Source organism: uncultured Roseobacter sp., from assembly GCF_947496515.1.
Lineage (GTDB): Bacteria > Pseudomonadota > Alphaproteobacteria > Rhodobacterales > Rhodobacteraceae > Roseobacter.
Genome location: NZ_CANMDB010000002.1, coordinates 401,916 through 424,303 on the forward strand (window position 1 = coordinate 401,916; position 22,388 = coordinate 424,303).

Annotated in this window: 19 protein-coding genes; 9 read left to right on the forward strand and 10 right to left on the reverse strand. The window is 64.4% G+C overall.

The annotated features are described in order from the left end of the window. Positions 1–49 precede the first annotated feature (49 nt). A complete protein-coding gene (uxuA, locus tag Q1A53_RS05565; RefSeq protein ID WP_299963816.1) occupies positions 50–1,246 on the reverse strand; it encodes a mannonate dehydratase in 1,197 nt (398 codons plus the stop codon). 475 nt (positions 1,247–1,721) lie between these two features. On the opposite strand from uxuA, the gene acs reads away from it, so the two are divergent. From acs to Q1A53_RS05600, 7 genes are all read left to right on the forward strand, one after another. Further along, on the forward strand, positions 1,722–3,689 hold the full coding sequence (acs, locus tag Q1A53_RS05570) for an acetate--CoA ligase (protein ID WP_299963818.1): 1,968 nt from the start codon (positions 1,722–1,724) through the stop codon (positions 3,687–3,689). Continuing rightward, the gene (locus tag Q1A53_RS05575; protein WP_299963821.1) at positions 3,689–4,384 is read left to right on the forward strand and encodes an adenylate kinase; all 696 of its coding nucleotides are present in this window, start codon (positions 3,689–3,691) and stop codon (positions 4,382–4,384) included. Before acs ends, Q1A53_RS05575 begins: the two co-directional genes overlap by 1 nt. A 56-nt stretch (positions 4,385–4,440) precedes the next feature. Beyond that, on the forward strand, positions 4,441–4,695 hold the full coding sequence (locus Q1A53_RS05580) for a DUF4212 domain-containing protein (RefSeq protein ID WP_299963825.1): 255 nt from the start codon (positions 4,441–4,443) through the stop codon (positions 4,693–4,695). A 5-nt stretch (positions 4,696–4,700) separates the two neighbouring features. Further along, positions 4,701–6,485: a sodium:solute symporter family protein gene (locus tag Q1A53_RS05585; RefSeq protein WP_299963827.1), complete on the forward strand. Its 1,785-nt coding sequence runs from the start codon at positions 4,701–4,703 to the stop codon at positions 6,483–6,485. Between the two features lie 205 nt (positions 6,486–6,690). Continuing rightward, positions 6,691–8,511, forward strand: a complete 1,821-nt coding sequence (locus Q1A53_RS05590) for a DUF294 nucleotidyltransferase-like domain-containing protein (protein ID WP_299963829.1) — start codon at positions 6,691–6,693, stop codon at positions 8,509–8,511. A 4-nt stretch (positions 8,512–8,515) separates the two neighbouring features. Then, positions 8,516–9,034 carry a hypothetical protein gene (locus tag Q1A53_RS05595; protein WP_299963832.1) on the forward strand — a complete coding sequence of 173 codons (519 nt, stop codon included), beginning with the start codon at positions 8,516–8,518 and terminating at the stop codon, positions 9,032–9,034. A gap of 1 nt (position 9,035) precedes the next feature. Continuing rightward, positions 9,036–10,439 (forward strand): exonuclease domain-containing protein, encoded by a 1,404-nt coding sequence (locus Q1A53_RS05600; RefSeq protein WP_299963834.1) that lies wholly within the window; start codon positions 9,036–9,038, stop codon positions 10,437–10,439. Between the two features lie 113 nt (positions 10,440–10,552). Here the strand turns inward: Q1A53_RS05600 and Q1A53_RS05605 are convergent, their stop codons facing one another. Both Q1A53_RS05605 and Q1A53_RS05610 read right to left on the reverse strand, forming a co-directional pair. After that, positions 10,553–10,771, reverse strand: coding sequence for a helix-turn-helix transcriptional regulator (locus tag Q1A53_RS05605; RefSeq protein WP_366872393.1), 219 nt, complete (start codon positions 10,769–10,771; stop codon positions 10,553–10,555). A gap of 1 nt (position 10,772) precedes the next feature. Beyond that, positions 10,773–11,309 carry a hypothetical protein gene (locus Q1A53_RS05610; RefSeq protein WP_299963836.1) on the reverse strand — a complete coding sequence of 179 codons (537 nt, stop codon included), beginning with the start codon at positions 11,307–11,309 and terminating at the stop codon, positions 10,773–10,775. A gap of 145 nt (positions 11,310–11,454) precedes the next feature. Between Q1A53_RS05610 and Q1A53_RS05615 the strand changes: the two genes are divergently transcribed. Together Q1A53_RS05615 and Q1A53_RS05620 are read left to right on the forward strand one after the other, a co-directional pair. Further along, the gene (locus Q1A53_RS05615; protein ID WP_299963838.1) at positions 11,455–11,982 is read left to right on the forward strand and encodes a hypothetical protein; all 528 of its coding nucleotides are present in this window, start codon (positions 11,455–11,457) and stop codon (positions 11,980–11,982) included. Then, complete coding sequence (locus tag Q1A53_RS05620) at positions 11,972–12,781, forward strand: alpha/beta hydrolase (protein ID WP_299963841.1); 810 nt, start codon at positions 11,972–11,974, stop codon at positions 12,779–12,781. Before Q1A53_RS05615 ends, Q1A53_RS05620 begins: the two co-directional genes overlap by 11 nt. 24 nt (positions 12,782–12,805) lie before the next feature. Here the strand turns inward: Q1A53_RS05620 and Q1A53_RS05625 are convergent, their stop codons facing one another. The 7 genes from Q1A53_RS05625 to Q1A53_RS05655 are packed head-to-tail and all read right to left on the reverse strand — an operon-like array spanning position 12,806 to position 22,297. Next, positions 12,806–13,636, reverse strand: a complete 831-nt coding sequence (locus Q1A53_RS05625; RefSeq protein WP_299963844.1) for a glycoside hydrolase family 25 protein — start codon at positions 13,634–13,636, stop codon at positions 12,806–12,808. A 36-nt stretch (positions 13,637–13,672) separates the two neighbouring features. Continuing rightward, on the reverse strand, positions 13,673–14,149 hold the full coding sequence (locus Q1A53_RS05630) for a DUF4157 domain-containing protein (RefSeq protein ID WP_299963846.1): 477 nt from the start codon (positions 14,147–14,149) through the stop codon (positions 13,673–13,675). Between the two features lie 18 nt (positions 14,150–14,167). Further along, positions 14,168–15,184 carry a hypothetical protein gene (locus Q1A53_RS05635; protein ID WP_299963849.1) on the reverse strand — a complete coding sequence of 339 codons (1,017 nt, stop codon included), beginning with the start codon at positions 15,182–15,184 and terminating at the stop codon, positions 14,168–14,170. 3 nt (positions 15,185–15,187) lie between these two features. Next, positions 15,188–15,751, reverse strand: a complete 564-nt coding sequence (locus tag Q1A53_RS05640; protein ID WP_299963851.1) for a DUF4255 domain-containing protein — start codon at positions 15,749–15,751, stop codon at positions 15,188–15,190. Next, positions 15,748–17,097, reverse strand: a complete 1,350-nt coding sequence (locus Q1A53_RS05645) for an ATP-binding protein (RefSeq protein ID WP_299963854.1) — start codon at positions 17,095–17,097, stop codon at positions 15,748–15,750. Before Q1A53_RS05645 ends, Q1A53_RS05640 begins: the two co-directional genes overlap by 4 nt. Continuing rightward, positions 17,094–19,931, reverse strand: coding sequence for a contractile injection system tape measure protein (locus tag Q1A53_RS05650; protein ID WP_299963856.1), 2,838 nt, complete (start codon positions 19,929–19,931; stop codon positions 17,094–17,096). The genes Q1A53_RS05645 and Q1A53_RS05650 overlap by 4 nt, the downstream gene beginning before the upstream one ends. Continuing rightward, positions 19,928–22,297, reverse strand: a complete 2,370-nt coding sequence (locus Q1A53_RS05655) for a hypothetical protein (protein WP_299963858.1) — start codon at positions 22,295–22,297, stop codon at positions 19,928–19,930. The genes Q1A53_RS05650 and Q1A53_RS05655 overlap by 4 nt, the downstream gene beginning before the upstream one ends. Positions 22,298–22,388: the final 91 nt, after the last annotated feature.

Consider the following 22,388-nt stretch of genomic DNA (forward strand, 5'->3'; position numbering starts at 1 on the left):
TCAGGGCTGAGGTCGGGGATCGCGGGTGGCGATGGCCGTGCGGAAAGGATCAGTGCGAAAGCGCGTGAATGATCCCCCGCAACTCTGCCAGGCCCTTCATGCGACCGACCGCAGGATAGCCCGGCTGCGACGTGGCGCGCAGATCGGTCATGATGTCCTGTCCGTGATCCGGTCTGAACGGAATGCTGATGTCCGCCCTGCCTGCCTCCGCGCGGCGCTGCTCCTCGCGCAACAGCGCGTCGATCACCGCGACCATATCGGTCGCGCCTTCCAGATGGGCCGCCTCGTGGAAACTGTTGGGCAGCGCCTCGCTTTCGCGGGTGACGTTGCGCAGATGGACAAAGTGGATCCGGTCACCCAGCCGGTCGATCATACCCGGCAGGTCGTTATCGGCCCGTACACCTAGCGATCCGGTGCAAAAGGTGATCCCATTGGCGGACGCGTCCACGGTTGTTATCAGTGCCTGATAGTCGGTTTCCGTCGACATGATCCGCGGCAGACCCAGAAGCGGGAAGGGAGGATCATCCGGGTGACAGCACAGGCGAATGCCGTGCGCTTCGGCGACGGGCACGACCTGTGACAGGAAATCAATCTGGTTGGCCCGCAGGCGCGCTGCGTCGATATGGCGGTAGAGATCCAGCTGCTCCTGCAGGGAGGCAAGCGAGTAGCCTTCCTCCGCCCCCGGCAAGCCGGAGATGACAGTCGCTGCCAGCCGGTGCTGATCCGCCTGATCCATCGCGGCAAAGCGGCGCTGTGCCGCTGCGCGCACCTCTGCGTCATAGTCGGCCTCGGCTGTCTGGCGTGCGAGAATGAACAGGTCGAAAGCCGCGAAATCCACGACATCGAAGCGCATGCAGCGCGCGCCATTCGGGCGCTCGTGTCGCAGGTCGGTGCGCGTCCAGTCGAGCACCGGCATGAAGTTATAGCACACGACCGAGACACCGCAGCGCGCGAGGTTGGCAAGGCTCTCTTTGTAGTGGGCGATATGCACCTTCCAGTCGCCGCTTTGCCGCTTGATGTCTTCGGTGACCGGCAGGCTTTCAACGACCCGCCAGCTGAGCGCCGGATCGGTCGGCCTCGCATGGCGCTGTATATAGTCCTGACGCTGCCGGATCTCGTCGATACTCCAGACAACGCCATTGGGCAGGTGATGCAGCGCGGTGACAATGCCGGTTGCCCCAGCCTGCTGTACGTCGGGCAAGGTGACGGTATCGTCCGGGCCAAACCATCTCCATGTTTGTTCCATTGTGTTTTTTCCTGTCGGGCTTGGTCTGGTTGGCGCACCATGCGGCGGCTGGACCCTAGTATGCAAAGGCCCGGCAGGGAAGGTGAAAGCGGCGATGGTGACCGTCCGTGCAACGGCCAGATCTTTGCAAGCGATTCCCTCCGGGGATCAGGATCACCGTTGCGCCTCCGAATTGTCTGGTGCGCCGGATTTTCAATCTGCAGATGATAGCGGAAACAGTGAAAACCGGGCGTGCCCGGCGGATTTTGATAGCGCTAGCGGCCTGTCCGGGAGGATCAGCTACCCCTCGGTAATCATTGGGAAAAACCCTTAACGGGAAATTAATTTACAGTTTTTCAGGTTAATTCGGAAGATTCATTTACAGCAAATCACCGATATATCAATGGTTTATTCAAATCCTCACAAAAAGGTGTATCTTCACGTGAAATGCCATCCTACCCACTTTTGGGTAGCGCGCAGAGTGAGGAGGATCCCAATGACCACCGAGGAATTGACCAAACCAGTCAAAGCGGACACGACACCGACGTCCGGCCCGTCGCCGCACGTCACGGTTGAAGACTACACGCGCCTATATGAGGCCTCAGTCTCCGATCCCGAAGCGTTCTGGGCAGAGCAGGCCAAGCGCATCGACTGGATGACGCCGTTTACGAAGGTCAAGAATACCTCCTTTGAGCCCGGCAATATTGACATTCGCTGGTTTGAGGACGGCACGCTGAACGTGGCGGCGAACTGCATTGACCGGCACCTAAAGACGCGCGGTGATCAGACCGCCATCATCTGGGAGCCGGACAACCCCGCCGATGGCGCGCAGCACATCACCTACCGCGATCTGCACGGCTCGGTCTGCAAGATGGCCAACGTGCTGAAATCGCTTGGTGTCGAAAAGGGCGACCGGGTGGTGATCTACCTGCCCATGATCCCCGAGGCAGCCTATGCCATGCTGGCTTGCGCACGGATCGGCGCCATTCATTCCATCGTTTTCGCAGGCTTCTCCCCCGACGCGCTCGGCGCGCGGATCAACGGCTGCGACGCCAAGGTTGTCATCACCGCCGATTTCGCCCCCCGGGGCGGGCGGCAGACACCGCTGAAATCCAACACGGACACCGCCCTGCTGCACTGCAAGGACGACGTACAGTGCCTTGTGGTCAAACGCACCGGCGGCCAGACGACCTGGACAGAGCGGGATCACGATTGCACCGCCCTGATGGCGGAGGCGGAGGCCGACTGCCCGCCCGAAGAGATGGCGGCGGAGGATCCGCTGTTTATTCTTTATACCTCCGGCTCAACCGGTCAGCCCAAGGGCGTCGTGCATACCTCCGGCGGCTATCTGGTCTACGCAGCCATGACCCACGAGATTACCTTTGACTACCACGAAGGCGACGTCTTCTGGTGCACGGCGGATGTGGGCTGGGTCACGGGACACAGCTATATCGTCTATGGTCCGCTGGCCAATGGCGGCACCACCATCATGTTCGAAGGTGTCCCCACCTACCCCGACGCAGGCCGCTTTTGGGAGGTGTGTGAAAAGCACAAAGTCAACCAGTTCTATACCGCTCCGACAGCCATCCGTGCGTTGATGGGCGCGGGCAAAGAGTGGGTCGAGAAATACGATCTGTCTGCGCTCAGGCTGCTGGGCTCGGTGGGCGAACCCATCAACCCCGAAGCGTGGAACTGGTACAACGAGGTCGTGGGCAAGGGCCGCTGCCCCATTGTCGATACGTTCTGGCAGACGGAGACGGGCGGTCACATGCTGACCCCCCTGCCCTGCACCAAGCTCAAGCCTGGTGCGGCGCAGCAACCCTTCTTCGGCGTTCAGCCCGTGGTGCTGGAACCGACGAGCGGCGAGATTGTCGACGGCAACGGGGTAGAAGGCGTGCTGTGCATCGCCGACAGCTGGCCAGGTCAGATGCGCACCGTCTGGGGCGATCACGAACGGTTCGAGAAGACCTATTTCAGCGATTACAAAGGCTACTATTTCTCCGGGGATGGCTGCCGCCGCGATGCGGATGGCGATTACTGGATCACGGGGCGTGTGGACGACGTAATCAATGTCTCGGGTCACCGGATGGGGACGGCGGAAGTGGAAAGTGCACTGGTGGCCCATGCCAAAGTGGCCGAAGCCGCGGTCGTCGGCTACCCGCATGACGTCAAAGGTCAGGGCATCTACGCCTATGTGACGCTGATGAATGGCGAAGAGCCGTCAGACGCGCTGCGCAAGGAACTGGAGACTTGGGTGCGCACCGAAATCGGCCCCATCGCCAAACCCGATCTCATCCAGTGGGCGCCGGGCCTGCCCAAGACACGCTCCGGCAAGATCATGCGCCGCATCCTGCGCAAGATCGCCGAGGATGATTTCGGCGCGCTTGGCGACACCTCGACCCTCGCAGACCCATCTGTTGTTGACGATCTGATCGACAACCGCATGAACAGAGGAGAGGCCTGATGGACGGCGCAGGCCCCGCAACAGCGGCCCCGGTGTTCATCCTGCTCGGCCCGCCGGGTGCGGGCAAGGGTACACAGGCCAGGATGCTCAGCGATACCCATGGTCTGACGCAGCTTTCCACTGGCGATCTGCTGCGTGCCGCCGTCTCCCAAGGCACCTCTGCCGGACGACAGGCGCAGGTGGTGATGGAGGCAGGCGGTCTGGTGAGCGACGACATCGTCATCGCCATCCTGCACGACCGGCTGGCCGCACCTGACTGCGCGCAAGGCGTGATCCTGGATGGCTTCCCTCGCACTCCGGTTCAGGCCGAAGCACTGGATGCGCTGCTCGCAAACACCGGCCAGCGCATCAATGCTGCCATCAGCCTCGATGTTGATGACACGGCAATGGTCGCGCGCATCTCGGGCCGGTTTACCTGCGGGGACTGCGGTGAGGGATATCACGACCGCTTCAAGCCCACAGCGGCGGCCGGTGTCTGCGACAAGTGCGGCGGAACGGAGATGAAGCGCCGCGCCGACGACACACCCGAAACGGTGGCGGAGCGGCTCTCGGCTTACCACGCCCAGACCGCACCGCTCATTGATTACTACGAGGCCAAGGGCGTTTTGTCCCGCGTCCCTGCCATGGGCGCCATTGAACAGATCGCAGCGAAACTGAGCCGCGTCGTGACAGAGACCACGACACAGCTTGTCTGACAGATCGGAGCCCGGGCTCGGGCTTCGCTGATCCACACGGAGGAGGAACAAACCCCATGTCACAAAACAACAACGCCTATTGGCAAGCCAATGTGCGTCTCATCCTGATCAGCCTGGTTATCTGGGCGGTGGTTTCATTCGGGTTCGGGATCATCCTGCGCCCGCTCTTGTCGGGCATCGCCGTTGGCGGCACCGACCTTGGCTTCTGGTTCGCCCAGCAGGGATCGATCCTCGTCTTTCTGGTGCTGATCTTTTTCTACGCCTGGCGGATGAACAAGCTCGATCATGAACACGGCGTGGATGAGGAATAGGAACAATGGATCAGTTTACACTTAACTTGCTGTTCGTGGGTGCATCCTTCGCGCTCTACATCGGCATCGCGATTTGGGCCCGCGCGGGCTCCACATCGGAATTCTACGCCGCCGGGCGCGGCGTGCATCCCGTGACCAACGGCATGGCGACGGCGGCGGACTGGATGTCTGCGGCCTCCTTCATCTCCATGGCCGGGCTCATCGCCTTCACGGGCTATGACAACTCCTCCTTCCTAATGGGCTGGACGGGCGGCTACGTGCTGCTGGCGCTGCTGCTGGCGCCCTACTTGCGCAAGTTCGGCAAGTTCACGGTGTCCGAGTTCATCGGCGACCGCTTCTATTCCAAGACCGCCCGCATGGTGGCGGTGATCTGCTTGCTCGTGGCCTCCATCACCTACGTGATCGGCCAGATGCAGGGCGTGGGCATCGCCTTCGGCCGGTTCCTGGAGATCGACGCCTTCTGGGGTCTGTTGATCGGCGCCTGTGTGGTTTTCGCCTATGCGGTCTTCGGCGGCATGAAGGGCGTGACCTATACTCAGGTGGCGCAATACTGCGTGCTGATCACCGCCTATACGATCCCGGCGGTCTTCATCTCGCTGCAACTGACGGGCAATCCAATCCCTGCGCTCGGTCTCTTCGGCAGTACTGAAAGCGGTGAGCCGCTGCTGGCCAAGCTCAACCAGATCGTGACCGATCTGGGCTTTGCCGAATATACCGCCGCGCACGGCTCCACCATCAATATGGTGCTCTTCACCCTGTCGCTGATGATCGGCACCGCCGGTCTGCCCCACGTGATCATGCGCTTTTTCACAGTACCACGGGTGTCGGATGCGCGCTGGTCCGCGGGTTGGACACTGGTTTTCATCGCCCTCCTCTACCTCACCGCCCCTGCGGTTGGTGCGATGGCGCGGCTTAATATCTCCGAGCTGATGTGGCCCAACGGCACGCAAGGCGAGGCGGTGAGCGTCGAGCAGATCGAAACCGATCCGGAATACGCCTGGATGGCCACTTGGCAGAAAACCGGCCTTCTGGGCTGGGAAGACAAGAACGGCGACGGCAAGATCCAGTACTACAACGATGCCAACGCCGATCTTCAGGCGCGCGCGGCGGAGAACGGCTGGGAAGGCAATGAGCTAACCAACTTCAACCGCGACATCCTGGTGCTCGCCAACCCAGAGATCGCTTCCCTGCCCGGCTGGGTGATCGGCCTGGTGGCGGCAGGTGGCCTCGCGGCGGCGCTGTCGACGGCGGCGGGTTTGCTGCTGGCTATCTCCTCGGCGGTCAGTCACGACCTGCTCAAGGGACAGCTGACGCCCAATATGTCGGAGAAATCGGAGCTGCTGGCAGCGCGGATATCCATGGCAGCGGCGATCGTGGTGGCCGTCTTGCTGGGGCTCAATCCGCCGGGCTTTGCCGCACAGACGGTGGCGCTCGCCTTCGGTCTCGCGGCGGCCTCGATCTTCCCGGCGCTGATGATGGGGATCTTTTCGACCCGCATCAACAACGTGGGTGCTGTGGCGGGCATGCTCGCCGGTCTGGTGGTCACGCTGCTCTACATCTTCCTGCACAAGGGCTGGTTCTTCATTCCTGACACCAATACGTTCACGGATGCGGATCCGCTGCTGGGGCCGATCAAATCGACCTCCTTCGGCGCCATCGGGGCGGCGGTCAACTTCGCGGTGGCCTATGTGGTCTCCGGCATGACCAAGGAGACCCCGCAGGAGATCAAGGATCTGGTGGAAAGCGTTCGGGTGCCCCGCGGTGCCGGGACAGCGGTCGAGGGTCACTGACCCCTGGCATCTGTGGCCTGACGGCGCAGATGTCCCGCCTGGCCAAAGGCCGGGCAGCCCCCGACCCTCCTCGATGGAGGCGAGGGGGCTCGCCCCTCCTCCGGTCACAGGCGCGACGACAGACGCCCGTGACCTACACCGATGAAAAAACCGTCCTGCCCGTCCCACCGGCGGGCGGGACACCGCGACCAAAAGGAGCCGTTCCATGTCCCTGCCGGATCCCCTGCGACAGTTCCTCGCGTCCGTCCATCCCTACGACAGCCTGGCCGAAGACGACCTGACCGCGCTTGCCGCCGCCTGTACCGCGCATGTCTTTGCCCCGGGGCAAGAGGTCTTCGCGCTCGACGGCGAGGTTCCGGGCCTCTACATCATCGAACGCGGCGAAGTGGAGATCACCGACGAGACGGGCGTGCAGCTCTCGATCCTCGGGCCGCGCAACTCCTTCGGCGAACGTGCCTTGCTGCGCGAAGAGGCGGCGAGCCGTACGGCCACTGCCCTGCAGGAGACCCGGTTGATCATCGTCCCCGCAGCAACCTTCTTTGCACTGATCGATGCGCAGCCGCATGTGGCGCGTTTCTTCGACCGGCGCCGGCCACCGCGGAACGACGCCAAGAACCTCGCGACCATGCCGGTCGCCCAGCTGATGACCGCCAATCCCGCCACCTGCGCACCCGATACGCCGATCAGAGACGCGGCAGCCCGCATGCACGCCGGGCGCATCTCTTCCCTCTGCGTCACACAGGCGGACCGCTTTGAGGGCATCGTCACCATCCGTGACATGAATGGCCGCGTCGTCGCTGACGGGCTGGATGCAAGCGGGCCGGTATCGGGCATCATGACCGCCGCGCCGCTGACGCTGGATCCAACCGCGCTGGTGACGGATGTGCTGCACCTGATGGTGGAACGCAGGATCGGCCATATCCCCATCGTGGATGCGGGCAAGCTGGTGGGCATCGTCACCCAGACGGACCTCACCCGTGCACAGGCCATGTCCTCCGCCGATCTGGTGGGCCGCGTGGCGCGAGCAGAAAGCGCCGCCGCCATGGCGCGCGCCACCGCAGAGATACCTGCCCTGCTCGCGCAGCTGGTGGAGGCGGGCAACCGCCACGACGTGGTCACGCGGCTGATCACGGATATCGCCGATACCGCCACCCGGCGCCTGCTGGCGCTGGCGGAGGCCGAGCTTGGCCCGCCCCCGGTTCCCTACCTGTGGCTCGCCTGCGGCAGCCAGGGGCGGCAGGAACAGACGGGTGTGTCGGATCAGGACAACTGCCTCGTCCTCGCCGATACGGCCACTGACGCGCAGATGCCCTATTTCTCCGCGCTGGCGAAATCTGTCTGCGACGGCCTCGATACCTGTGGGTACTTCCACTGTCCGGGTGACATGATGGCCACCAATCCGCGCTGGTGCCAGCCGCTCAAGGTCTGGCGCGGGTACTTCGAAGGCTGGATCGCCAAACCCAACCCGGAGGCGCAGATGCTCGCCTCCGTCATGTTCGATCTGCGCCCCATCGGCGGGGATTCAACGCTGTTCGAGGATCTGCAGCGCGATACGCTAGCGCGTGCTGCGCGCAACTCGATCTTTCGCGCCCATATGGTCTCCAACGCGCTCAAGCATCACCCGCCGCTGGGCCTCTTGCGCGGGCTGGCGACGATCCGGTCCGGCGAGCATCGCAGCCGCCTCGATCTCAAGCACAACGGTGTGGTGCCAGTGGTCGATCTGGGCCGCATCTATGCGCTGCAAGGACAGCTATCCCCCGTCAACACCCGCGCCCGGCTTGAGGCCGCCACCGCTCAGGGCTCCATCTCCCGTACCGGAGGCGCTGACCTGCTCGACGCCTATGACCTCATCGCCGATTTGCGCCTGCACCATCAGGCCGCACAGGCCCGGGCGGGCGAGACCCCCACCAACTACCTTGACCCCGCGCAGCTGTCGGACTTCGAACGCAGCCACCTGCGCGATGCCTTCGTCGTGGTCAAGACGATGCAAGCGGCTGTGGGATCCGGCAAGGGTGCGCTAGGATGACCCCATGTTTGTAGAACTCATCGCCACCGTCGTCGCCGGGATCGCCTGCGCCGGGCTTGCCCTCTTGCTCAACCGGATCACCGGTCGCCGCCTGCCCCGCTGGATCATGCCGGTTGCCGCCGGTCTGGGCATGCTCGGCATGACCATCTCCAATGAATACACCTGGTTCGAGCGCACCGCCGAGCGCCTGCCAGAGGGGGTGGAGGTGGCCTTCACGGTGGAGGAGCAAAGCTGGCTGCGCCCCTGGACCCAGGCCTTTCCCTATACCAAGCGTTTCGTGGCGCTGGATACGGGCACAGCCCGCCGCAACGCCGCCCTGCCGGACCAGCGGCTGGCGGATCTCTATTTCTTCGGCCGCTGGTCCCCGGTCAATCAGGCCCCCATGCTCTTTGACTGCGCGGGCGCGCGCTCGGCGCTGCTGATCGACGGGGCCTCCTTCGGTACCGACGGCGCTGTTTCGGACGCCGATTGGCAGAGCATGCCCGCGGACGACCCCATTCTGAAACGGGTGTGCGAGACCTGACATGCTCAGCCTGCGCTTCCGCATCCTGCTCTTCTTTTGCCTCCTCGCAGTGGCGGGGGCCGGGCTGGCGGCGGGGGCGCTTTTCTTTGGCTGGTGGCGTGCCGAAAACCCTCTGCCAACCGCGCCCTTCGTCACCGCCTTTGTGCTGTTCGCGTTCCTGAACACGGGCCTTATTGCGGCGGTCTGGATTCTCTTCGATGAAAACGTGGCCAAACCCATCAACACGCTGTCGGCGCGTCTCCGGCTGCGGGCCCATGCCGGGGTGGACGCCGAGATCGGCGCCGATGACGCGCGCTACCTCGGGGATCTGGCACCGGCGGCGAACGCGCTGACGCAGACGGTCAGCGGCTCCCTGATGGAGAGCGCCGCCCAGGTCGCGCAGGAAACCCGGCGGTTGCGGGACGAGCACGACCGGCTGACGGCGCTTTTGTCGGAAATCCCGCTTGCCACGGTGCTGGTGAATCCCGCGCAGGAGATCGTGCTCTACGATGGTCAGGCGGCAGAGATCCTGTCACAGATCGCCCCACCAAGGCTGAAAGCGCCCTTGTCCGACTATTTCGATCCCGCCGAGATCAAAAGCGCCATGGCGCAACTGTCCTCGACCTGCGGCGAGATCGCTTTTGTCCTTCACGATGCCACGCGACAGACCCGTTTCAACGCCCGCATCAAGGCACTGAACGCCGATGGGCATATGATCTTTATCGACGCCGCATCCGAGCAGACGGAAAGGGTTGCCGCGCGTCCGCTCGTCTTCGACTTTGACCTGATGGCAGCGCAGGAGGTCAGGGAGATCGCCGACACGCCCTTGTCCGAGCTCTGCTTCGTGCCCTTCGACACCGAGACCACGGGCCTGTCAGTCGCACAGGACGATATCGTGCAAATCGGCGCGGTGCGGGTCCTGAACGGGCGCATGGTCGATGGCGAAACCTTCGAGTGCTATGTGAACCCGGGCCGGGCCATCCCGCCCGCCTCTACCCGGATCCACCACGTCACCGATGCGGCGGTCGCCGACGCGCCGGACATCGGCAAGGCAGGTCGCGCGCTGCACCACTTCGCCCGCGGGGCCGTTCTGGTGGCGCATAACGCGCTTTTCGACATCGGGCTGTTGCGCAAATACGAGCCCCGAATGGGCGTCACATGGGACCATGCCGTGCTCGACACCGTGCTGTTGTCGGCTGTCGTTTTCGGCACGACCGAGGATCATTCGCTCGACGCGCTCTGCGCCCGTCTGGGTGTCACAATCCCCGGCCATCTGCGCCACACGGCTCTGGGGGATGCCCGCGCGACCGGCGAGGCGCTGGTCAAACTGCTGCCGCTGCTGGAGGCAAAGGGCACCCGCTGCTTTGGCGATCTGATCCAGCAGACCCGACAGCACGGCCGATTGCTGGAAGATCTGAACGGCTAAGGCGTCCGACCTTAAACCTGAGACATCCCGCTTTGATGAGAGCATCCGCGCAACAGGCGCGATTGCGCTACCCTTTGGAGCGGCGCTTCAGCATAGGTGTTGGACGCCTCAGATCAGACCTCACCTGGCTCTGGCACGTAGTCGAAAAGGTCCCCGGGCTGACACTCCAGTGCCGCGCAAATCGCTTCCAGCGTGTTGAAGCGGACCCCCCTGACCTTGCCGGATTTCAGCAGCGACAGGTTCTGCTCGGCGATGCCGATGCGCGCGGCCAGTTCGCGGGACGTCATCTTGCGCCGCGCCAGCATCACATCGAGCCGGACGATTATGGCCACCCTAAACGACCGCCTGATGATCGCGCCATAGCTCGGCACCAAGCGCGAAGGCCCGCGCCAGGAACCCCGCGATCAGCGCTGACAGCGCAACGGAGATCTCCGGCGTTCCGATGCCCAGTGCCAGCGCCCGCTGTCCCGGCGGATAGCCCCAGGTGGCCACAACCGACACGATCATCTGCGAGACCAACCCCCAGCCCAGCATCGCCCAGAGCCCGTATGACAGCTGGCGCGCGGTGGTGGCGGCACCCTCCGGATTGCCCTGCGCGATCTGCCCGAACACCCTGCGCGCGCCCGTCAGCACCGCGAGCCACAGCGCCATATGCACCAGTCCGATGCACGCCAGTGCCACGGTCTGCCATGGCTCCAGTGGTCCGTTGGCAAAGCCGCTCACCTGTGCAAGATGCGCGCCGATGACGCCCGGGGTCGCGATGACCACGGCGATCAGGGTAGCCGAACCCACCAGAAAAAGCCCGACCATGCAGCTCATCACCAGCTGCATGCGCCGCGCGGATGCAAGTAACGTGCGAGGGTTGATCATCCCGGCTTCCCTTCTCATTCTTCACGTTTTACATTAAATAATTAATACGAATCGTATCATACCGGGATGAATCATGCAGCAAAAATTAATCAGGACACTCTGCCTCGCCTGGGCATCTGCAGGTTTGTTGGCCGCCTGCGGGGCCGTGACGCCCGCATCCCTGATCGCGGCGCGCGGGCTCGACCCGCTGAATACGCCCCCCGACAGCATCGCGCTTGCGGTCGCGGTGCCGGAGACAGTGCAGCTGGCGGACGGGGATGCGATCTTGCGTCTTGCACTCGCGACCGAGCCGGAAGGCGACAGTTTTGCGGTCGATGAAACGGTACCGCTTCGGCTGAGCAGCAGTGACGACGATCTGCCTGAGGCGCAGACAGGCCAGACCATTTATCTGGCCCGGCTCGGACCCGAGGAAGCGGAGCGCATCGCTGAAGCACAGGCGCAGATCACCGCGCTGCGCGCAGCAGGTCCCACGGGTCAGGGGAGTCTTACGGTCGCGGTCACGGGTGGATGCCTACTGGGACCCGTCCCGGCGTCCTTGCCCGTCAGCACGTGGTTGCAGACCGACCCCGGCGCAGGCTTTGTGCAGCTGACACGACAACGCGACATGTTCCGTGTTCTGGACCCCGCCGATGCGGCCGCCCTGCGCGCGGGCTTGCTTCCCTGTGGAACGTAGGCCCGCCCCTGCTGCAGGTCCGGACGGCCCTGCCAGCGACGATCAGAACACCGTGACAGGCGCGGAGTCTGACCCGTCCGGCGCGCCGCTGGTCCGGATGAAGAGCCTTTGGTTGCACGGCGGCGGTCTGGCGGGCGACACATGGTCCCCCCTCATCGCCTCGCTCCCGCAGGCTCTGGCCCCGGATCTTCCGGGTCACGGGCAGGCGCCCGACCTGCAGCAGCCAAGGGTCGAGGCCTACGCCGATGTGCTGCAACAGCGGGTGCAGCCGGGCGCCGTTCTGATCGGACATTCGCTGGGTGGGATGGTCGCGCTGGAACTCGCCGTTCGGGCGCAGCTTTCGCCCGCAGCGCTGGTGCTGATCGAAGCGGTGCCGACGGTGCGCGACAGGTTATCGGGGCGTCTGTCAGCCGCGCTGGCGGTGCAGCTGACCCGCATCCTCCCGAAGAGCGTGCTGGTGTGGAGCGCGGGCCTCGGTCAGACCGATACCACCCGCGTCGAACTGCGCCGACATCTGGGGCGCATGGACAGCGCCCGCATCGCGTCGGTGCTGGACGCCGCCGCCCACTACGATGGCCGCCCGCATCTGTGCCAGGTTGACGTGCCCACGCTGGTCATCGTCGGTCAGAAGAACAAGGCGACCCACCGGGGTGCTAAGCTGATGGCGGAAACAATCGCCGGGGCAGAACTGCAGACCCTGCCGGGCGGCCATATGCTGCACACGGACAACCCCGGTGGGCTGCGGTGCGCCATCAACGGCTTCCTGCGTCGCAGACTGCCGCCCGCTGATCTGGCGTGAGCGCCCCTCTACTGCTGGTGCGCCTCAGGGCCGCTGGACGGAAATATCGACATCCTTGGCAATGCCGGGAACCCTGCCCTTGCTCGTGAACTGCCAGAACGTCGGCACCACGCCGTCAATCTCCTCGGGCTTGCCCGAATTCAACGCCGCATCCCGCGGGTCCGCGATCCAGAGCAGATCGTTTTCCAGCAGTTTTGCGCCTTCTGACCCGAGCCTTTCGTCCCACCATTCCTTGACCGTATAGATCATCACCTTCTGGTCCCGCTTGCTTTCGACGGCCTTGATAAAGGTGTCGATCCTGTTTGCGATCTCGGCTGCAGATCTGCCATCCCAGCCCCTCGGATCGCTGGACGACATCTCGAAATCGAGCGCGATCGGCAGCGCGCTCACGGGCACATCCGCAATGATTTCCAGCAAGGCCGCCGCCTGCGCCTCTGGCGTCGTCCGGGCAGAAAAGAAATGATAAGGGGCAAAGGGGACACCCGCGGCCTGAGCCCCTTTCCAGTTGTCGGGAAATTTCGCATCAGGCTCCGTGACCCCTTCGAGCGCCTTGATAAAGGCGAATGCCACACCTGACTCCGCAACCTGCTGCCAGTTGATCTCCTCCTGAAAATGAGAAACATCAATCCCAAAGGTCGCGCCTGTCGCATCCGCGGGAAAGGCGAAATTCGACTTGAGCGACGTCACCCCAAAGGGATGGTCCGGGTCGGGTGCGGGTGTCGGGTCGGGCTTGCCGGGATCGGGTTTATCAGGATCCACCACCGGTTTGGGATCCGGAATGATCGGATCGGTCACCAGCAGGAAGGTGGCAAAGGTTGTCAGCGCCACAAACAGTATCAGCCCCAAGCGTTTCATCTGATGTCTGGCCTCCTCGTGCCGTTACCCGGGGGGTCAGCCCCCGTCCGTCTCGCGGGTACCGACGCGCACAGCCTCGGCCCCCTTCGTGTCTGCTTCCCGTTCAAGCTGCGGATCCGTGTTGATGCTGACCCCGCCAAGCCGACCCGTGGGGGCCACACGTGACTGGCGTTGCTGAACCACGTGCCATGCTTCATGCGGCAGGTGATGATCCTGCCCGGGACCGAGGTGAATATCGTCGCGCACAGCGAAAGCATGGGCTCCGATGGTCTTTGGCTCGGGCGAGGACCGATGCAGCCGCACGTCGCCCAGGTTCTGGCCGGAAAGCGCTTCGATGCCCTGCACCAGATCTGCGGGCATACCGTTTGGGGCCGGTTGTCTTTGGACGGCGGGCGTGTAGGCAGCCTCCATCCGCGCGCGCTGTGCTGCGACCCGCGGGCTGTCCTGCAGCAGGTCGGCGCGACCCCCGCCGGACGGGGCTTCCGCGGCTTTGGTGTTTCGTGTCGGTGGCATGCGGCGCTTGCTCATGGCTCAGACCATCACATGCATGATGGCAACAAAGCGGACCTCACCGTCCGCCCGTTCGGCCTGAACGGTCTGCGCCCCGGCGAGGGGCATGGAGACCGCCTGCTCCCTTTTGCCGGGCGCTCCTGCATGCACGAAGTCGATGCGTAGATCGCCGGGCGTGCTGCCGATCAACGGCAGGGGAGTGCTGGAGTTAAAGACCCAGACCTCCTGCCCGTCCAACCGCTGGCGCAGGGCAGCGTCAAAACCGACGCTCGGTTGCGATGCCCGCAGGGTGCTGGCCGACAGATCCTTGCCCGGTTGCAGCGCCCGTACAACATAGCGCCAGGTGCAGGCGCGGGTCTCGAACCGGGGCGCGACGGTCACCACATCGCCGGAGTTGTCCAGCAGACCGGCCAGATCCAGATCAAGCACGCAGGAAAGTTGCGGCCCGGGCACCGAGGTCAGGAACGCATCCAGCAGGGTTTTATCATCGTGCACCAGCAGATAGCGACCATCGGCAAGACCATGGGCGGTGATGTCCAGCGCCGTCATACCAGCGGGGGTCTCTGTCCCCTCCCAAACGGGAGTCCGGTCGCGCCACCGCAGCAGCGCTGGCTTGGCCGCTGCAAGCGGCGCATCAGCCCTGAACCGGAAGACCGGGTTGTGGATCGGCAGAATGTGCCCTGTGCCTGTGTCAATCTCCAGCCTGCCATCCGTCAGCGTCGCATCCGCGTCGGAGAGAAACAGCAGCGAGGTGCGGTCAATCTGACCGGTCCAGCCCGCGCGGGTGACAGCTTCGAATTCAGCGCCAAGACCGATCCGGAACAGCCCCGGCAACGCCCCCGCTGCATCGTCCCCCGACACATCCGAGTAGAGGTCGAGACCCTTGTCCGTGCTGTGCCAGCGATAGCCCTCGCGGGGGGCGTCCTGTGCCGTGGATCCCATCGGCGTGATCGGCAGGGCCAGCGGCGCGCCCACCCCGTAGTATGGATGCACCGAGCCCAGACGCAGGCGGTGGCGCAAAGACAGACCCATGGACATGCGCTACCCCTCCACATCCGTGCCAGTGATGATGCGTACATCTGCGCCCGCCAGCGGATCGGCCAGCGTCAGCATGCCCGCCTTGTAGACCACCGAGGGCATGTATTTACCGCCGAGGGCGGACCACACGTTATGGATCGCCTGCAGATCGAGATCCTGCCACTGCAACCGCAACCGCTCGATCCCCTCGGGCAGCCGCGGATGACGTCCCTGAGCGAACACCGGATTGGCCTGAAAGAACGCCACCGCCTGCGACAGCACGGCGAGGCTCACCTTATAGTTATCGGGAAAATTCGCCGCGATCATGAAGACGAGATTGAGGTTCAGGCTCTGCGGCGCCCGGCGCGCACCGGCCTCCGTTGCATGGTGGGTTTGGCCGGTATTGGCCGCGATCCCCTCGCGCTCGATATTCACCAGCGTCAGGATCAGCCTGTCTCTGGTCTCCTTTCCCGCAACGGTGCCTTCCTGGGTCGAGCCGAGTGCCGTGAGCGCGCTGGCATCGGGAAAGCGCGGGCCCAGGTAGCCCTCCAGCTCCTCCTGCAAGAAGATCATCGCCCGGTCGATCACAGCCCGTGCCCCCGCAGTTGCCCCGATTTCAGCAGCTCGCGCCCCAGACTGTCGTGGAACTGATGCACCGTGATCTGCCGCGCACCGGCGCGCCGCATCTCCAGATAAAGATGCCGTGCCACATTCATGATGGACCCGCCGGACAGCTCCTCAGACTGCGCAATCCGGGACAGATCGATCTGCGGATCCAGCGCCTTGGTCTGCGGAAAAGCGGTCTGCCACAGCTTCAGCCGGGCCGCGGCATCGGGCATCCGGAACTCCACAAACGACTGGAACCGCCGCGCAAAGGCCGCGTCGATATTGCCGCGGAAGTTGCTGGCCAGGATCACCACACCGTCGAAACTCTCGATCCGTTGCAGCAGATAGGACACCTCCTGATTGGCGTAACGGTCGTTGCTGGCCGATACGTCCGTGCGTTTGCCAAAGAGCGCATCGGCTTCGTCAAAAAACAGGATCCATCCCTGCGCCTCTGCCCGCTCGTATACCTGTGCGAGGTTCTTTTCCGTCTCACCGATCCATTTCGACACGGTCTGCGCCAGATCGACCCGGTAGACATCGCGCCCGCAGGCCTGACCGATCACCGTCGCCGCGAGCGACTTGCCCGTCCCCGGCGGGCCAAAGAACAGGCTGCGATACCCCGGGGTAAAGAACCGCCCCGCATCCGAAGCCAGTATCGTCTCTCCGTGCTCCAGCCAGGCGAGGATCTCGTGCAGCGCCTCCATCGTCTCGGGCGGCAGGACCAGATCGTCCAGCGTCAAACGGGAGCAGAGCCGTTTTGCGGGAAAATCCTCGCGCGTCTCTGGGCGGTACGGCGCGTCAAAGAGCATCCTGCTATGGAAATCAGGCGCGGGGATCAGCGGTGCCATCGTCAGCTCCGACAGCGGCGTTTTGGGCCGCTCCAGCAGATGGTGCTGAAAGAGAGGGCTGTCCGCGCCAAAATCCGCCAGTCCGCTGATCCGCTGCCGTTTATGGCCCAAACCAGCCACGAACACGGCGGTCCCCACTGTGGGCCGAACCGGCGTCGCACCCCCCGCGTGAAGGCAGAACTCAGAAAAGATGCGGTCCGTATTCTGGTTCTTGAGCAGGAACATATCCAGCGCCTCGGGCCGCAGGAGCGGCAGCAGCGCAAGCCCGATGGCCAGCCTGTGCGACACCTCCAGCCCCGCGCGGTGCACCGCCTCCCCTAGCGGTCCGGCGCCCTCATCCAGCTTTGGCGGGCGCGGCAGGTCCTGCGGTCCGCGCGGGGTGTCATCCTGCGCGGTTGAGAAATACGCGGTGATCGCCGCCTCGATGCAGGCCTCGACCCAGTCAAGCTCCTGCGTCAAATGAGGGGCCCAGCCGCTCACGTCCAACGCACCGTGAGAGGAGCGGGCATCCAGAGCAGCCTGACGGGAGACAGCGGCCAGGGCACCTGCCCCAGCAGCATGTCGAAAGGCCCTGCAGTGATTTTCAACGCGGAAGTCGCCCCTTGGCTATCGCGGAAAAACACCCCCTCGCGCATCAGAAACACATCACGCAAAGCGGTGATGTCTGTGTTCTGGAAAGCCGGGACGGAGGCTGTCACCCGGCGCAGCAGCGCCTCCGCCCCCTCGATCATCGCCGGGTCCAATGCGGTCTGAGGCGGGACGGGCGCATCCAGAGGCAAACCGACAAGCAGCTTGTGCAGCGACAGTTCATGCTCAGCCCAGTCGGTCCTGCCGGAGGCAAGAAAAGACAGGTGGTGAATGGCAGCATGGGCCGTGCCGCTGGCCCGGAAAGCGCCACCTTCGGTCAGCCCTGCCTCCTCAAAGTAGCGGGCAAGAAACGGCCACAACAGCGTCAGCCCGCCCATGTTCGTGCCGATCTCTCCGCCCGCCACTGCCGTTTCACTGGCGTGCTCCGGCGTAGTGGTGTACTCCGCGACGCGCAGGCGTGTTTGTGTCTCATCCGTGCCGGTTTCACGGGCGAGCAGCGGTGCCAGCCGGTCGGCGTCGATGCGCCCCTCCGCGTCCTCCGCCAGCGCGAGCAGCTCGGAAACCCGGACGGCCTCCACCGATGGAAAGCCGCGCAGCACCATCGACACGGCGGCCCGTCGCGACAGTATGGTCCGGGCATCCGGCGGGGTGCGGAGCGCGTCCCTGACATCGCGCTCATCCAGATTGGCAGAGGCCGCGATAGCAGCGGTCAGCGCGGTTAAATCCCGGCGCGCATCCGCCTCGCCCACAAGCACACGAATGACAGCATCCCGCCACGCGTCGCCCCAGATGCGGGCAGGCACGGGGGGCGCACCCAGTGTCGCGAGGGCAAGACCTGTGCCATCCTTCAGCACCAGCACGTCCCGGGCGGAGGGTGCGGTAAAGAGCGCCGCAGCAAAGCGGGCGCGCGCCAAGGGCAATCGCATCAGAACCGCGCGCAGATCCTGCGCTGCCGTGTCATCTTCGCCGCCCGGCCAGATGTTGCGCAGACCCGACAGACAGGCGGCCGCCGACGGTGGCGGCACTGCGTGCCCGCTCCGCAGGTAGGTGATCAGTTGCAGCACCGTCCGGTCCGCCCCTGCGTAGTGAGGTTGGCCCGGCCATAGCGCCGCCTCGGCATCCTTTAGTGTGGTGTCGCACATGGCCGGGTCCAGTCCCGCCCGCGCCAGTAGCTGCCGGGCAACGGGCTCTGACAAAAGCGCCAACCCCGCGGGCCAGCTGTCACCCTCATTCATTGGTTCGGGAGGATACCCGGCGCTCCCGGCATCTTTATCATCCTCGACCGTCACGGCTTTCCGGGGGTGTTGCTTCAGAGCCGTCGGTTCAAGCGCACGATCTGCGCTGGCCAAGCTCCATAGTCGGCGATGCACCATGCTGGCGAGATCCGGGGGCGCATCTGACCGACAGGCCCGCGCAACCCCGTCCAGCATGTCATCATCGACCATCACACGACGAGCGTCGTGTTGGTCCTCGGGGCCGATATGCCCCGTGCCACCCGACGGCATCTTGTCCGACGTCCTCGGCCCGGTTGGCGGCTCGCGTCGGTGCGCGCCGCGCGGTTGCGGCGCATCGGCCTGCATCGGCGCCGCCAGCCCGGCTGGTTCTGAGTGGGACATAGGCTCAGTTGGGTGATGGTTACCTTTGCTTATCGATGTCTGACCCGGCGTGCGCCAACGCCCATCTACACCCGTCGATCCGGCATCCGCCTCCGACGGGATGTGGCTCGCCTCTTGGCGTGCGATCTGACCTCCGTCCTTTGCGCTTTTGCCGTCGTTTGATCCCTCCAGACCGGTCGAAGCCACTCTTGTGCCGTCTTGCTCAGGATCTTGTGCCGTCGTTTCAGGGGACATATCGACAGTGTTCAACGGGTCTCTTTCGCCGGACGCGCTGCCCTGTGCAGTGCGCGGCACCGACTGCGGCGACCTCTCCGCTCCAGCCCCTGCCAGATCCGGGTCCCTTGATCCTCCGGCATCCGCATTTGCAGCGTCGCCGAGATCGAGGATGTCGATGTACCGCGTAAGAGGCTGCGCGCCCGTTGCGCCCGAGCGATGCGCAGCGTCCCGCAGGAACCGCCAGTCCCGCACGCTCAGCCCTGCGTGCAGCCGTGTCCGGCCAGCCGGATCACCAATGGCTGTCCACACCACCGACGACAACCCCGCCAGATCCCGCGCCACCGCCCTGCGCAGGAGCGTCGGCAGATCCGCCGCCCTCGCGCCCGGCCAATCCGAATAACGACCGGTCCGCAGGTAGAACGCCAGACGATCCAGCGACCGGTGGCTTGCGCTGTCGCTATCATTCGACCCGACCGACCGCTGCGGATGGGGATCCGCATCCGGGGCGTTGCCAGATGGCTGCACCGCTGCCGCACCAGTCTCGGATCTGACCTGTGACGACTGGCCCGGCAGCACGGTGACCTCGCCGTCCCGCGAGCCGGTTGGAGCGGCACACCCTGCGTCCCGCAACGCCCCCGTTGAGACGGAGATCCCGGCGATGGCCGCGCGCAGCGCGCGCTCCAGCTGGTCTTCCAGCGCATCGGGTCGGACCACATCCGCGTCCACCACCAACGTGTCGATCACGACATCCCCGTCGGGAAGCGCCTCGCTCAGGATGTGGCGCAGACGTCCCCGCGCAAAGGCCGACACGCGGGTCAGGACCTCCTCGCCCTGCCGGGTATCACAGACCGCGATGTCAAAGCGCAACGCGTCAATGCTGTGCGGCTCGCTCATGTCAGGCTGCCCTCTCCGAGGCTGCGGCGTCTTTTGTTGGTCGCGCGGATCTTGCGGCACAAGAGCTTATGTAGCCACAGCTGCAGAGCGCCGGATGCGGCTGCCGCGTCTGACAAAGAACTTGCGGTCCCTCCTGCGCGGGCGCACCGCTGGGTGTCGCGCCAGCGGGTATGATCTTCCTCGAAGGTCGGGCGCTCGGCAGGGTCCAGCGACAGATAACTGCGCGCCGTATGCGCTGGACATTCCTCATAGGCAATCTGCTCCACGAAAGTATGCGCATCGGCACTTGCCGGGCTCTCGTTCTCGCAGAAGACCAGACTGATGTGTGCGGTACCGTAGGGCAGCAGCACCGGTTTCAGAAACGCCGCCTCGGGATCTGCCACCGCCTGCGCGATCAGCTCGTCGCGGCAGGTCGCGGCAATGGTCGCCGACGGGAAGGTCTGCAGAATATCCGCGCCGTAGCCGGCGCCGCTATCGAGGCGCAGTGAGACCTGATGCCCGCCCGGCGGAAAGAGACGGTAGGCGGCGCGCGTGCTCATCATGCCGACCAGCGCCTGCCGGATCTGATCAGAATCCAGCGCGTCCGTCACCGGATCCACGACGAGGTGCAGCCGCATGGTCGGCAAGGTCACCTCGTAGGCAAGCATCTCCTTCCACCCGTCCGCACCTGTCCAGTCCGCCGTTGTGCTGTTGCGCAGCAGCACATGTTCGACCAGGTAGATCGGTGCATCATGGCCGGAGCGCAGCTGGATCCGTTCGATCAAGGCAGGCTGCGCGTCGGTATTCAGGTCCACGCCGAGGCCGCGTTCCTTGCCCAATGCCACCACCTTGCGCAGGAAGGTAATCTTGCGCTGCAAAAGCCAGTCCTGAAAGGCGCCGGGCATTTCGTGTTTGCGATCATAGAGCCTGCGCAGCGCCCGGTCATCGAAGGTTTCGCCAAAGCGGGCCAGCAAATGCGACAGGGCGCGCTGTCGCCTGTCATAGTGGTCGTCATGTGCTGCGACCAACGTGCCGAGCGCCTCGCGGTACTGGGTGCGCCAGTGCGCCTCCGCCGCAGGTGTATCGGTGGCGCTGTAGGGCATCGGACCGCCCAGCAACGGGTCGATGAAAGGCGGCTGGTCGGCGGGGTCCAGATCGTCGGCCAGCGACTGGAAAGCGTAGGTTTGAGTAAGATCCCGGGTCGAAAAGAGCGCGGTGGTGTTTTCCAGCTGCGCCAGAAAATCCACCAGCACCTGCTCGAAAAACAAAAGATACGTCTTGAGTTGCCGCGCCTTGGCCTGCCGCTGCGCACGGCCCGGGTTACCCGCGGGTAACCGGTCAGCCGCCGGATCAAAGGCAGTGCTGCCGAGCGTGCCAAGACCGTAAACCCCTGGAAAATAATGCTGAATCGACCGGTAGCGGGCCAGGTCCCGCCGTGCATTGCCACCCGGCACTTGTGTGTATTCGGCATCCTTGAGCCGTCTTTCGCGGTAGCCTGCCTGCCAGCGTTGTTTCTCCTCTGCGTGGCGCAGATGTGCAAAGACGCGCTTTGAATGCAGGTCGATCGTCTCGCCGCTGCGGTTCAGGGTGATCTGATCGAGGCTGTGAGGGTAGCGGGCCAGTGTGGGCACGGCCCGTGTGCTTTGAGCGGCGCGCCCGGTGTCGAACAGCACCTGCAGTCCGCTGACGGATTTGACCCCGGGCACCGCGATCATGGCGGCGAGAATCGTGCTGGTGTGGGGCATGCCGGCCATCGGCACCAGCTGATCGTCCGGAATCCGCCCGATCCGCAGGCTTGGTCCGTCAAAGATCTCTTCGGGGGGCAGCCCCGCCTGAAAGGCCTGATCAATCGTCTGCGCGGCGATCAAGGGGTTGATTGCATTCTCCACCGCGAAAAGCGCGTCCGCGAGGATCGCATCCGGGTCACCGCCGACCTCTAACGCAAGCTCCATCCTGAGCCGGATCGTATGATCGCCGACGATCTCGATATGCTCGAAATCCATGCCGATGTTGCGCGCGCCCTGCAGCAAATCCCGGGTACAGGTCACGATGCGGTCGGGGTCCGCCTCTGTGGCGTGGCCATTCTCGTCATAGACCGGCGGGAAGGACTGAAGAAGCACGTCAAAGATCCCGGGACGGGCTGTGCCCTGATCATCGAGGCAAGGCACGACCCACGCGCGGCGCACATCACGGACCCCGTCGTAAATCAGCTTTTCGTAGTCACGTGCGGTCACCGGCGCCGTGGTGAACGCGTCATTGCCGGTAAAGAGCGCCTGTTGATCCGCTGTCAGCCGGGTCTTTTCGACGGAGGAGGCGAGGATGTCGGCAATCTTGTGATTGGTACGGTAACTCAGATCCGTAAGCGCAAAGGCCAGCACTTCGAGCATGGTCACACCGGGATCGTGCTGGTTGTAATCGGTCCAGATGTCGCCGCTGAGGCGCTGCGCTTCGGTCAGGCCAGCGGCGATCAGCGCCTGC